Origin of the sequence: Alicyclobacillus acidoterrestris (assembly GCF_022674245.1) — a bacterium.
Taxonomy (GTDB): Bacteria; Bacillota; Bacilli; order Alicyclobacillales; family Alicyclobacillaceae; genus Alicyclobacillus; species Alicyclobacillus acidoterrestris.
This window is the reverse complement of record NZ_CP080467.1, coordinates 2,703,325-2,715,838: the sequence shown is the minus strand read 5'-3', so window position 1 is coordinate 2,715,838 and position 12,514 is coordinate 2,703,325. Positions and strand designations below refer to the sequence as shown.

Genomic DNA, 12,514 nt, shown 5'->3' with positions numbered 1-12,514 from the left:
GGCATGGCAAATTGGGATTTGTGGCCGGTGCACGCGTTCGTCGACGCGTTGGCCGCCGCTGGGGTGAAGGCGGCTGTGGTCTCGCCGGGATCGCGCAATACACCGCTGACCCTCGCGTTTGCAGAGCATCCGGAGATAGCGGTGTATTCGCATCTCGATGAACGATCCGCCGGCTTCTTTGCACTGGGCCTCGCAAAGTCCACTGGCGTTCCGGTGGTGCTTTGTTGTACGTCGGGGACGGCGACGGCGAATTATTATCCGGCGGTGATGGAGGCGTTTGAGGCGCGCGTTCCGTTGCTCGTGGTGACGGCGGATAGGCCGCATCAGTTGCGCGACGTGGGGGCAAACCAGGCGGTCCGACAACCGGGGATGTACGCGATGCACGTGAAGTGGGCGTTGGAACTGCCTGTACCGGATGGAACGCAGGAATTGGCGAGGCACGCCGCTGCGATGGCGGCGAGGGCAACAGCGGTCGCCTTGGCCGCGCCTGCCGGGCCGGTGCACGTGAATTACCCATTTGTCGAGCCCTTAATGCTCCCGCCGCGCGCGGAACTCACCGATGCACATCAGATTTCGATTCCGTCGCTGTATCGCTCGGCGCAAGCCCTGCCAGATGCGTCTGGAGTCGAGGCATTGTATCACGCGCTGCAAACGGCCAAGCGGCCGATGTTCGTCATCGGACCGCAGCCATCCGCAGAGATGGGTCGGGCTGTCGCGTCGTTTTGCGCGAAACACGGCATTGTCCTCTGTGCCGACGTGCTGTCGCAGGCGCGGTTTGTCCCCGGTGAGGAAGCGAAGACGCAGGTGCAGTATTTTGATTTGCTGTTGACGGCTGTGGGAGACACGATGCCCGCGCCAGATCTGGTTGTGCGTTTTGGTGGACAGCCGACCTCGAAGTCGATGTCGACATTTTTGCAACATGCGGCAAAGGGTGCACGCGTGTTTGTGGCTGACGAGTCGGAGTGGTATCGGGATGCGTCGTTTGTCGCGACAGATGTCATCGCGGGTGATGTGTTGGCGCTGCTGCGCGACTTGGCAGGTCGCGGACTCGAACCAAAAGCTACTTGGGATTTGTATGTGCAGGCCTGGAAACAGGCGGACGAGGCAGTCGCATCCGTCGTCGCAACGTTCACGAAGGCGCATTGGTTCGAGGGGGCGGCCCTTCGTTCGTTTGTGGCTGCGTTGCCAGAAGGCGCACAATTGTTTATTGGCAACAGTCGACCTATTCGCGATCTCGACGCCCTCGCATCACCCCGCCCTCCGATTGTGGCGTATGGCAACCGCGGGGTGAGCGGCATTGATGGGATTGTTTCGACTGCCTTTGGCGTGGCCGCGGGCAGGCCAACAGAGCCGACCGTGTTGTGTTTGGGGGATGTATCGTTTTATCACGACTTGAACGGATTACTTGCGGCACGGCGTTTTTCGGTGCCTTTGACGATATTGTTGGTGCACAATGATGGTGGGGGCATCTTCCAACATTTGAGCCAAGCACAACGTCAGGAGACACTTGGTTACTTTACCACGCCGCACGGACTCGAATTCGAGGAGATGGTGAACGCGTACGGCGGTCGTTTCACGCGCGTTGCAGACGAGGCGGCGTTGGCCGAGGCAACACGTCAGGCCACGTCGCGACAGAATGGGTTGCAGGTCATTGAGGTGCGTTTTGACAATGCCGAGAGCGCGGGTTTGTATCAGCGGTTGCGCCAAGAGGTTGAGGCTGCACTCCGGGTGGTGATGGACTGATGTGGACGAAACGTACACTTTCGATTCGTGGCGTCGACTACCATGTGGCCGAGGCTGGCTCTGGCACACCATTGCTCTTGTTGCATGGGTTCACTGGCAGTCACGAAGTCTTTGAGCCCCTTCTGGCTCGCTTGGTTCCTCAGTTTCGCTGCATTGCGCCGGACCTCTTGGGGCATGGCGCCTCCGCAGCGCCGGCGGACTCGGCGCGTTATCACATGGACGAGACGCTGGCGGATCTGGCGGCGTTGTTGGACGCGTCTGAGGTGGATTGCGCACATGTCCTTGGCTATTCGATGGGTGGCCGCATCGCTTTGTCGTTTGCCGCGAAGTACGCGTCGCGCGTAAAGCGCTTGGTGCTCGAGGGCGCTTCACCTGGGCTTCGCGAAGCGGCGGATCGGGCGGCGCGGCGGTCAGCGGACGAAGCGCTCGCGGCGTCTATTCTCGAACACGGGGTCGCCGCATTTGTTGCGCGATGGGAAGAGATTCCCTTATTTGCCTCACAGAAAAACTTGCCTGCTGCACAATTCTTGCGGCAGCGAGCGATTCGGATGGCCCAGCGAGCTGAGGGACTGGCAGGGAGCTTGCGCGGGATTGGAACAGGCGCGCAGCCGCAGATGTGGACACATTTGTCAGACGTCGCGGCGAAAACGTTACTTGTGACAGGACAGCTGGATGTGAAATTTACACAGATTGCGTCGGAGATGGCTCGACATATTGCGGACTGTGAGACGGCGATGATTGCACATGCCGGCCATACACCACATCTGGAGCAGCCGGAGGCATTTCTTGACGTGATCGTCCCGTTTTTGGCGAACCCGTGAATTTTTGGGTGGGCTGTGTTGATGGGTGCCAGTTTGCATGATGCGATTCTAATCGATGAGGAGGACTGTCGTTGTTACATTTAGGGGGCGGCTGGGAGCAGGCGCTGATGATGATGTTTATCATCCTCGGCCTCGGTTTAATTGTGAGTAAACTCTCAGAAAAGCCGCGCATTCCCGATGTCGCTGCATATTTGGTGTTAGGCATTGTGCTAGGGCCGTCCGTGCTCCATATCGTCGATGCACCCAGTCAGTCGCAAGCCAACCAGTTCATCGTCTATTTAGGTGCGACCTTGATTTTATTCGATGGCGGGCGCGCTGTGCGCTTCGACGTACTTCGCCGCGTGTATGTCAGCATTTCTCTGTTGGTTACCACGGGCGTACTCATCAGTGCGCTGATTGTCGGTGTGGCTGTACATTATTTCCTACATACGCCTTGGGTTTGGTCACTTCTCTTGGCATCCATCATGGCGTCCACTGATCCTGCGACATTAATTCCCGTCTTTCGCCGCGTGCCGATTGTCGAGCGGTTACAACAGACGATGGAGACGGAATCCGCCTTTAACGACGCGACGGCATCAGTACTGGTTTTAATGCTGATGACGGCGGTACAAACGGGTGGAGGATTGTCTATTGGGCCTGCGGTCCTCAAGTTCTTTCACGACGCCTTTATCGGGCTTGCAGTGGGTGTGGTGTTCGGAATGTTGGCGATGTTACTCGTCTCTCAAAAAGCGTGGGGGATTTTGCACGAACTAGGGTCTGTCGTCATGTTTGTGTGTGCCATTGGCGCTTATGTGGTCGCCAGTCGGTTGGATGCAAGCGGTTTTATGGCCGCGTTTGCCGCGGGCGTGATGACTGGCAACGGTCGGTCGTTGCGTTGGCCGCTTGCGAGCGAGACAGAAGGTCATATTGAACATACGGGTGGCGTGCTGACGCTCATGCTGCGCATTTTGATTTTTGTCATGCTCGGCACGCAGGTCAATTTTCAAGTCGTGTACGCGCACTTGTGGGTCGGCTTGTTGATAGTGGCCGTTTTGATGTTCGTCGCGCGTCCAGCGACGGTATTCGGCTCTGTTTTGTTTGATCGCGTCGCGAAGTGGAACGGCCGTGAGGTCATATTCATGACGTGGGTGCGCGAAACGGGCGTGATACCGGCGGCTCTAGCTGGCACGGCTGTGGCAAAGGGGATTCCGCAAGCGCAGACGATTCTCGCGGTGACATTCTTGGCGATTCTCTGCACGATTCTCATTCAGGCCACAAGTACGGGCGCGGTGGCCAAGCGTTTAGGACTAGCGCGTCAGGAGAAACCAGAGGATTTGTAATACACCTTACATAAATACAAACGGACGGGCTGTCATCCAGCGTCGACCTTGTCCAGCGGTGTTGGATGTCTACCCTTGATGGTACAGAACGTGTCGTTTTACATCGAAACTTTACAAAGTCTTTACACCTTGTCTATTTGATTTTCACATTGCCTTGCTATCCTTGGCCCTGTTAGGACATATCACGACGACCAAAACGGGGTCAGGGAGGAAACAAATAATGTCTCTTCGCTCAAACAAAATTTTCGCCGGTGCCGCTGCACTTGCTACCATCGTCGCTGTTGTCGGTTGCGGCACGGATAATTCGTCCACGAACAATACTGCGAACACGGCTTCGAACACAAGCGCTGGTTCGGGAAACGCAAGTACTTCCGGCCCTGTGAAACTAGCTGAGTCGGGCTCGTCGCTCCTTTATCCACTGTTTAACGACCAATGGGTTACCGCTTATCAATCGGTTGACTCCAACGTTCAATTGACGGCTGCTTCCACGGGTAGTGGTACGGGTATCTCGCAGGCGATTGCAGGCACCGTAGATATCGGCGCTTCTGACGCATATCTCGCGGACGCCCAAATGCAACAATCGCCGGGCATGCTCAACATCCCAGTCGCCGTATCCGCACAACAGATTATGTATAACCTTCCAGGCATCAAGGACCACCTGAAACTCAGTGGCGACGTCATCGCAAAGATTTACGAAGGCAAGATTCAGTATTGGGATGACAGCGCGATTGCAGCTTTGAACCCGGGTGTCAGCCTGCCTCATCACGAAATCATCCCGGTCACGCGTTCCGATAGCTCTGGTGATACGTTCCTCTTCACCCAGTTCCTTACGGACGCGAACAGCGATTGGAAAAACGGTCCAGGATACAATACAACCGTTTCATGGCCATCGATTTCCGCTGAAATTGGCGCGAAAGGCAACGACGGCGTCGTCGACGCACTGTCGAAAAACCAATACAGCATCGGCTATGTCGGTATTAGCTGGTTGAACAAGGCCACACAGGAAGGTTTGGGCTATGCATCCTTGGAGAACAAGGACGGCAAGTTTGTCCTCCCGACCACGGCCAATATCAAGGCGGCAGCGACCGCAGGCGCACAAAATGTGCCGAAGGACGAGCGCATCTCGCTGATTGACGAGCCTGGTGCAAACTCTTACCCCATCATCAACTTCGAGTACCTGATTGTCAAACAAACACAGCCGAGTGCGGACAAAGCGACGGCGTTGAAGAACTTCTTGAACTGGGCGATTGACCCAAGCAAGGGCAACAGCTCGCAGTACTTGACGCCGGTGAACTTCCTGCCGCTTCCAAGCAACGTCGAGCCACTCAGTCAAGCACAAATTGATTCGATTAAAGCAGGACAGTAATTCCGCGATAAATTTGTAGACGATGGAGGCATCAATATATGCGTCGTGTTTCTAGCGCCTCCAAAGCAGCAGACCGAGTTTTCAAAGTGGCTACTGGCATCTGTGCCAGTAGCCCGGTGCTGTTTTTGCTGGCCATTGGCATCATTGTCATCGTTCAGTCGATACCGACCATCCACTATATGGGCTGGCATTTTATGAGTACGATTCAATGGAATATGGGCAGCTTGTATGGATCGATGATTCATAAAAATGGCGTCAGCGTACCATCTGGTGCGTCCTATGGCGCGCTCGTGTTTATCGTCGGGACGGTTGCGAGTTCCGTTTTGGCACTCATTATTGCCATCCCAGTGTCGATTTTGACAGCGATGATTCTCGCTTACAGAGTGCGCGGACCGATTGGGTTCGTCCTCAGTATTCTCGTTGAAATTCTCGCAGGGATTCCAAGTGTGGTCGTTGGCCTTTGGGGGATTCTCGTTCTCGCGCCTTGGGTGAGCCACCAGTTTGGACCGTTTCTGCGCAGTGTGTTTGGGTTTATTCCGTTTTTGGGTGGATCCACTGGCAGTGGCTACGGCCTGCTCACGAGCGGCATCGTCTTAGCGATGATGATTGTCCCGATTATTACAGCCACCGCGCGCGATTTGTTTCGTCAGGTGCCCCTCTTGGCTCGCGAAGGGGGCCTTGGCCTGGGGATGACCACGTGGGAGACCGTTCGTTATATCTGTTTACCGTTTATCAAAGACGGACTGGTTGGTGCCATTGCGCTTGGTTGGGGACGGGCCATGGGCGAGACGATGGCGGTGTTGATGGTCAGTGGCAACGCCATCAACATTTTGCCACACAACATCTATAGCCCTATCTCGACGATGGCGGCGTTTATCGCCAACCAGCTGGACAGTGCGCAGACGGACGCGACAGGCATGGCGGTTCACGCGCTGTCTGAAATGGCGTTGGTCCTGCTCGTCATTACGCTGTTCACCAACTTGCTGGCTCGGTTTCTCGTCAATCGCACAACGCGTCGTCGTTCAGTGAAGGCAGGTGCAAATGGATGATTACAGCGCGTCGCAGGCGGAGAAAAGTCAGTGGGTTTATTGGTTGGGGGTTTGCTTGGTTAGCTAGTGCGCTGGTTATTTTCGCACTTTTTGACCTGATTGTATCCGTGGTATGGCATGGGGTTCGCGCGTTTCACTGGTCGATGCTGGTGCAGCCGACGCACGGGACGGCGGGCGGTTTGTCCAACGCGATTCTCGGTACATTTGAACTGGTGATTATTGCGATTGTGTTTGCAGCGCCACTCGGCATCCTAGGCGGTGTATTCACTTCCGAATTTGCCGGAAATCGGACGGCTGGTATTGTGCGGTTTTTGGCAGAGGTGTTGTCAGGGGTTCCCTCCATTGTCATCGGCTATTTTGGCTATCTTTTGATGGTGTTGCACTGGCATTGGGGATTTTCGGCGCTCGCCGGCGGAATTGCGCTGACGATTATGATGCTGCCGTACATTCTGCGCACGACGGAAACCAGTTTGCGCCAGGTACCACACGCGCAGCGAGAGGCTGCTTGGGCGCTCGGCATGACGCGATTCCAGGCCATCAGCCGCGCTATCTGGCGGCCCGCCGCCGGGGGCATCGCCACGGGAATCCTGTTGGCTATCGCAATCGGGCTTGGCGAGACCGCACCGCTGTTGTACACGGCGGGATGGAGTACAAATTATCCATCGCTGCATCTGACACATGATCAGGTGCCGTATCTAACGTACGTGGTGTGGAGCTACTTAGATCAACCGTATCAAGATGCGCGCAACCTCGCGTACGCCGCCGCCTTCGTGTTGTTGGTGATTATTTTGCTGATTCAATTAGGCGTTCGAGCCCTTGTTTGGAAGACTTCAGGCTATGGTCGACGTGATCACTAATCAATCCCATGGCTATATGGACATGCAACTGAATAGGATAAGCGGAGAAGACGATTCTTCTCCGCTTCTTTGCGCCATGGGGGTTGTTGTCGAAACGTACCACATTCAAGTTGTCCAGTTCCACTCGGGGGTTTACAATACGTTATGTGGAATGTTGTCAAGGGGATGAGACGATTGCACCGCGTTTTGCTCTTAACGGCGTCATTTGGCGCTGGCCACAATCAAGCGGCGTACGCAGTGCAGGAGGCCCTCAAAGACAGAGGCGCGTCCGCCGAGGTTGTGGATTATGTGAGCTTGTTAAACCCAGCCTTGCGTTCATTCGCAAAGTTCAGCCTGATTCAAGGCGTGCAGAAGGCGCCTGGGTTGTACGGATTGTTTTATAAGTCGATGTCGAGGCTTGAGCCGGATTCCCCGTTGCAGCGATATGTGAACCACATTGGGATAACGCGCATACAGGATTATATTGACTTATTCGCACCAGATATCATTGCTAGCACGTTCCCTACGCCCATGGGGGTCGTCGGTGAGTTGCGCAGACACGGTACGGTTCGTGTTCCGAACGTGTCCATCGTTACGGATTACACGGCGCATCGTCAGTGGTACCACGAGTATTCTGATCACTATTTCGTGGCGACTGACGAAGTGCGTCGGGACTTGGAACATTTTGGGGTACAGCCTCAAAAAATTGATGTGTTCGGGATTCCGCTGCGCAGGAAGTTCAGTGCGGATGCAGTCAACTTTTTGCGGAGCCATCGGACAGAGCTTATTCTACAACTTGGGTTGTCACCGTCTGTCCCGATTGTTCTTCTCATGGGTGGCGGTAGCGGCGTGTTGGGTGACGCGCCTGAGTGGGAGACGTTCATCCAAAACTCGGAATTGCAGTATCTTATCGTCTGTGGCCAAAACCGTCGTCTGGAGCGTCGCTTCGCGCAATTAAAGAGCGATAGGGTGCGGGTGTACGGCTTTACTAGTGAGATCGATCGGTTGATGGCTGCGGCAGATGTCATCGTGACAAAACCTGGGGGCCTGACGCTGACCGAGTCGATGGCGATTGGCATACCTATGGTATTGTTCAAACCGATTCCGGGACAGGAAGAAATCAATGCTGATTTTGCCGTCCGGGCAGGCGTGGCTGTGCGAGCCCAGCATGCGGAGGAGGCACAGGCGTTTCTCGACCGAGTGACACGGGAACCCGCGATTCTCGAAGAGATGCGACGCGCGGCCCATCGAGTCCCTGTGTTGGGTGCAGCGGAGCACATTGCAGATAGGCTGCTTCATCTCGCAGATGGAATTGTTGCAACACCCCTTCAGGCGTATCCGTCTGAGTTGCAGATGACTTAGGACGGGTTTTCGAACCAAGTCTGGATATGAGGGGGCGTACGTTTGGGCTGGTGGCTCTTGGTAATTTTTATTGTCCTGATTTTGTGGATTATTTATTCTGCCTGGCCGACTTTTTGGACGCGGGTTTGTAAGCATTCGATGCAAACGACAGGGCTTCCAGATACTGTTTCGCTGACGTTCGACGATGGACCGAATCCTGTGTACACGCCGCGCTTACTCGATGAGCTCAAAGCTCAGGATATCAAGGCGACATTCTTTGTGTTAAGCGAGCGCGCACAAGAGTATCGGGAAATCGTTGAACGTATGTTGGAAGAGGGTCACGATGTTCAGGTTCATGGCAGCCGCCATTGGTTCGTACCATTACTTCATCCGTTCGCTGCACGCATGCAATGTGTGGGCGCTGCGCGAGCGTTACAGGCGTCGTTTTGCGTGACCCCCCATGTATATCGTCCGACTTGGGGGGCGGCAAATCTCGCATCTCTGTTTTTTGTTCGTCGGTCCGGGATGCGTTTGTGTACGTGGAATGTGATGGTTGGCGATTGGCGAAACACCGAGCCTGAGGAATTGGTTCGCCGGATTGTTGGAAAACTGGAGAATCAGAGCATCATCGTGCTCCACGACAGCGACCATACGTTTGGTGCTGAAACAGGGGCTCCCGAGAACGTCATTCGAGCGATTCCTGCGATTTCGGAAGCCGTCAGGTCGCGAGGGCTGCGCTTCGTAAGAATTTGTGATTGTTTGGGGGAATCATGATGCCAAGGCGTGTGGTCCGTAGGGTCTTTGACGTGTGGGAAGCGATGTTCCACAGGATGTTTCGTCTGGAGGACATCGAACCGGGCGCAGAGCATTTATTTTACATAACAAAGCGCAAGTACACTGGGCGACCGTTCTCTGTCGATGGGGTGTCGGTGAAACGGTTTGATCCAGTGATTGAAATGCATATGAACAACCAACTGGTGGAACGGGCGTTGCGCGAAGACGAAAATGTCGTGCGTGCGATGGTCGTCTTGATTCGTCAGGCGCGCAGGTCTCTTCCGGCGCTTGCACGGGCGTTGCAAGCAGAAAAATATCAGGATGCCAAAGCGCTCTATGGCATCACGTTCATTCACCGTGGCATTGACCATTTTGGTTTTCAAACGCTGCCGCTCAATGCGCATAGTTTGATGACGCGGTTGACGAAGTGGCATTTGAAGAACGTCTTGCGGATGCTCAATCCGCACGCGGAAGACATTTTTCGCACGCATAGCGAGCTACTGGAACCGCGGTTGGTTGTCGCATCGAAGGCGAGTATCGTGGCTCGCTACGGCACGAACAGCGCACTCCAGGAAACGCGAGACACCCGCGAAAACTTGACGGCTGCTACGTCTGTATCGCCTACAGGTAGAGCATGAGAGTTTTATTGTTATATGGTTCGTTTGGTGATGGACATCGGCAGGTGGCGCGCGCCATCGAAGATGTCCTCGTCGAGGTTTATGGTGCACATGTTTCTGTGGTGGATCCCTTCCGACAGACGAATCGGCTCGTTGCAGCGTTCAATGAGTGGCTGTATGAAACCTTGACCGCGCACGCGCCCTTTGTGTACGGGTGGAGCTACAATTGGACGCGCACGTTATCCCCAAAACACGTGTTGTGGAAATTGCTCGCTCTGTTTTCGCGCCGCGCCACGTGGGCAGAGTTGCGGGCACATCAACCCGATGTCGTCGTGCAATTGTTTCCCGATCACGCCCTGGTCAAATATCCACGAGATCTTTCGAAGTCACCTCTTCTTGTGACCGTCCTGACGGACTATGCGTTGCATAGTCGCTGGTTTCATGCGAATGTCGATCTCTATTTACTGCCCGTAGACCAGATGGTTGCGAAGGCAGCACCGTTCTTGTCGGGGCGTGACCAGATATTCGTCACGGGCATTCCTATTCGCGCTCCATTCAGCGCTTGTCGAGTGGACTCCGCTGTACCGCACGGGATGATTGTGATTTCCGCCGGTGGACGAGGGGTATTTCCGGATTTGTGGTTTGTCGTAAGGTCGTTGTTAGAAGCATTTCCAGATAGTCAGGTTGCGGTGTTGTGCGGTCGCAACGAGGCGATGCGAAAGCGAATCGAAGCGTGGTCACAAAGGCTCTCGGAGACGCGGCTCATAGCGATTCCGTTTACTGATGATGTCGCCTCTTATGTCCAACGCGCTGCGTTTGTGGTGGCCAAAGCCGGGGGCATCTCGATTTCTGAATGTCTGGCGTCGGGCAAACCCATGCTGTTTTTCAAGCCGCAGCCGGGCCAGGAGCAGCACAATGCACACGTAGTAACCGAACTCGGAGCAGGGCGGGTGGCCTATACAAGACAAGAATTTCAGACGATTTTAGCGCAATATCGCGGGGCGTCTTTAGCCGAAATGGCGCGGGCGGCGATTGCCAATGCACATCCAGATGCAGCCATTCGTGCGGCATCAGCCATTGTTCAAATGTGGCAAGCGAAGCGGTGAGGCAGAGTCGCAAGCCTTCTCATCGGTGTGGTGGACAAAAAGGCACAATCTCGCATGTGAGTGTGTCTTTTGTCCACGAAGCGGTGTCGAAATCTGGTCGGATTCAAGTCAATGGAAACTATCCAATCTATCGGAAAGTCTGTTTCTTTCGAAACCTCTATCAATCTGCATGTTCTATCATTTTATGATTGATATCGACATGATTTTCAGTTTATAATCTCAATAGCGCATCAAAATATAGTCCACTCTCTATGCGCTAGAGGCAGGGGACCGCTGTTTCGACATAGTCTGCACACCCAATACATACATAAAATCTTTTAAAGTATCGATTCATTCACAATATTGTGCGACTAGTCGTGTAAAAAGTATGAAATGTTGGGTCACCCGAACAAGGACGGAAATGGGGCTAGCTTCTGTGCGTTTTAAACTGCTGATGGGTTTGTCGTCAACAGCTGTAATGGGCTTATGCCTCTCTACCGTGTATGCCGGAACGGTGACGTACACCGTTCACAGTGGAGATTGTCTTTCGTCCATTGCATCGAAGTATCACACCACCGTTTCAAACCTCAAGTCATTGAATGGATTGAAGTCAGACACGATTTATCCCGGTCAAAAACTTACAGTAGAGTCGTCTTCGTCGACCTCATCCTGTCAGGTTGCCGCCAAAACGGTCTCCGATGTGAAAAGCTCGTCGAGCTCATCTTCGACGTACACCGTGAAGTCGGGCGACACGCTGTGGGACATCAGTCAAAAGTATGGCGTGCCACTTTCTTCCCTCGAGGCGTGGAATCATCTCACGTCCAGCAGTGTTCTTCATGTCGGTCAAAAGCTCACCATCAAGGGCGGCTCACAGACGCTCGCCAGCCGCGGTAGTTCCCCGATAGCAGGCTTATCCAGTACACTCGGCTACGAGGTTGCACAGTACGCTGAGCAATTTGAAGGTGTTCCGTATGCTTGGGGTGGCACATCACCGAGTACCGGTTTTGATTGCTCAGGATTCGTACAATACGTGTATGCGCATTATGGAACACTGCTTCCAAGAACCAGCTATAGTCAATATGGCGTCGGTACCAGTGTCGATAAGTCTGACTTAGAGCCTGGGGACATCGTATTTTTTGATACGAACGGAAGTGGCGCTTCTCATGATGGTATATATGAGGGAAATGGCCAATTTATTAATGCGGCCAGCAAAAAAGTCGAAGTCGATGATATGACGAGCAGCTATTGGGCTTCCCATTATGTCGGCGCTCGTCGACCATAGTTTTGTCCGAATGAAAACAAAAAACCCGCTTCCACGTCGGAAGCGGGCTTTCTGTTTTAGGAGCGCATTTGGTTGTAGAATCTATACCGTAAACGGCTGTCATACCCAAGCATTAATGGATAAATAACTGACGGTACCCAGCACTAACATTACAGACAAGGCAACAGCCATGCGTTCGGCAAATCGAATCACTCGATGCAACGTGTGTATTGGGTCATTCGGTTTGGTCGAATTCAACGTGCGTCACGCCCTTTTCACAAATTGGTCTCTATAACAGTGTA

Annotated in this window: 11 protein-coding genes; all 11 read left to right on the top strand. The window is 54.1% G+C overall.

The genetic code is table 11. From position 1 onward, the window contains the following. The first annotated feature begins 3 nt into the window (after positions 1–3). The 11 genes from menD to K1I37_RS13115 all read left to right on the top strand — a co-directional run bounded on the left by menD (position 4) and on the right by K1I37_RS13115 (position 12,233). Positions 4–1,743 carry a 2-succinyl-5-enolpyruvyl-6-hydroxy-3-cyclohexene-1-carboxylic-acid synthase gene (gene menD / locus K1I37_RS13165; RefSeq protein ID WP_021295343.1) on the top strand — a complete coding sequence of 580 codons (1,740 nt, stop codon included), beginning with the start codon at positions 4–6 and terminating at the stop codon, positions 1,741–1,743. Next, positions 1,743–2,564, top strand: a complete 822-nt coding sequence (gene menH, locus K1I37_RS13160) for a 2-succinyl-6-hydroxy-2,4-cyclohexadiene-1-carboxylate synthase (protein WP_021295342.1) — start codon at positions 1,743–1,745, stop codon at positions 2,562–2,564. The genes menD and menH overlap by 1 nt, the downstream gene beginning before the upstream one ends. 71 nt (positions 2,565–2,635) lie before the next feature. Further along, complete coding sequence (locus K1I37_RS13155; RefSeq protein ID WP_021295341.1) at positions 2,636–3,883, top strand: cation:proton antiporter; 1,248 nt, start codon at positions 2,636–2,638, stop codon at positions 3,881–3,883. Positions 3,884–4,103: 220 nt separating this feature from the next. After that, a complete protein-coding gene (gene pstS / locus K1I37_RS13150; protein ID WP_021295340.1) occupies positions 4,104–5,249 on the top strand; it encodes a phosphate ABC transporter substrate-binding protein PstS in 1,146 nt (381 codons plus the stop codon). Between the two features lie 38 nt (positions 5,250–5,287). Next, a complete protein-coding gene (gene pstC / locus K1I37_RS13145) occupies positions 5,288–6,298 on the top strand; it encodes a phosphate ABC transporter permease subunit PstC (protein ID WP_021295339.1) in 1,011 nt (336 codons plus the stop codon). Beyond that, the gene (gene pstA / locus K1I37_RS13140; RefSeq protein WP_021295338.1) at positions 6,295–7,155 is read left to right on the top strand and encodes a phosphate ABC transporter permease PstA; all 861 of its coding nucleotides are present in this window, start codon (positions 6,295–6,297) and stop codon (positions 7,153–7,155) included. Before pstC ends, pstA begins: the two co-directional genes overlap by 4 nt. Before the next feature lie 174 nt (positions 7,156–7,329). Next, positions 7,330–8,496 carry an MGDG synthase family glycosyltransferase gene (locus K1I37_RS13135; RefSeq protein WP_021295337.1) on the top strand — a complete coding sequence of 389 codons (1,167 nt, stop codon included), beginning with the start codon at positions 7,330–7,332 and terminating at the stop codon, positions 8,494–8,496. A 42-nt stretch (positions 8,497–8,538) separates the two neighbouring features. Further along, positions 8,539–9,249 carry a polysaccharide deacetylase family protein gene (locus K1I37_RS13130; RefSeq protein WP_021295336.1) on the top strand — a complete coding sequence of 237 codons (711 nt, stop codon included), beginning with the start codon at positions 8,539–8,541 and terminating at the stop codon, positions 9,247–9,249. Then, the gene (locus K1I37_RS13125; protein WP_021295335.1) at positions 9,249–9,887 is read left to right on the top strand and encodes a YkoP family protein; all 639 of its coding nucleotides are present in this window, start codon (positions 9,249–9,251) and stop codon (positions 9,885–9,887) included. Before K1I37_RS13130 ends, K1I37_RS13125 begins: the two co-directional genes overlap by 1 nt. Further along, the gene (locus tag K1I37_RS13120) at positions 9,884–10,972 is read left to right on the top strand and encodes an MGDG synthase family glycosyltransferase (RefSeq protein ID WP_031217963.1); all 1,089 of its coding nucleotides are present in this window, start codon (positions 9,884–9,886) and stop codon (positions 10,970–10,972) included. The genes K1I37_RS13125 and K1I37_RS13120 overlap by 4 nt, the downstream gene beginning before the upstream one ends. Before the next feature lie 415 nt (positions 10,973–11,387). After that, the gene (locus K1I37_RS13115) at positions 11,388–12,233 is read left to right on the top strand and encodes a C40 family peptidase (RefSeq protein WP_021295333.1); all 846 of its coding nucleotides are present in this window, start codon (positions 11,388–11,390) and stop codon (positions 12,231–12,233) included. Positions 12,234–12,514 lie beyond the last annotated feature (281 nt).

Excerpts from the sequence above, each read along its gene's own strand:
- menD (WP_021295343.1), top strand. The coding sequence starts at position 4 with ATGGCAAATTGGGATTTGTGGCCGGTGCACGCGTTCGTCGACGCGTTG.
- menH (WP_021295342.1), top strand. The coding sequence starts at position 1,743 with ATGTGGACGAAACGTACACTTTCGATTCGTGGCGTCGACTACCATGTG.
- pstS (WP_021295340.1), top strand. The coding sequence starts at position 4,104 with ATGTCTCTTCGCTCAAACAAAATTTTCGCCGGTGCCGCTGCACTTGCT.
- pstC (WP_021295339.1), top strand. The coding sequence starts at position 5,288 with ATGCGTCGTGTTTCTAGCGCCTCCAAAGCAGCAGACCGAGTTTTCAAA.
- pstA (WP_021295338.1), top strand. The coding sequence starts at position 6,295 with ATGATTACAGCGCGTCGCAGGCGGAGAAAAGTCAGTGGGTTTATTGGT.
- K1I37_RS13125 (WP_021295335.1), top strand. The coding sequence starts at position 9,249 with ATGCCAAGGCGTGTGGTCCGTAGGGTCTTTGACGTGTGGGAAGCGATG.
- K1I37_RS13120 (WP_031217963.1), top strand. The coding sequence starts at position 9,884 with ATGAGAGTTTTATTGTTATATGGTTCGTTTGGTGATGGACATCGGCAG.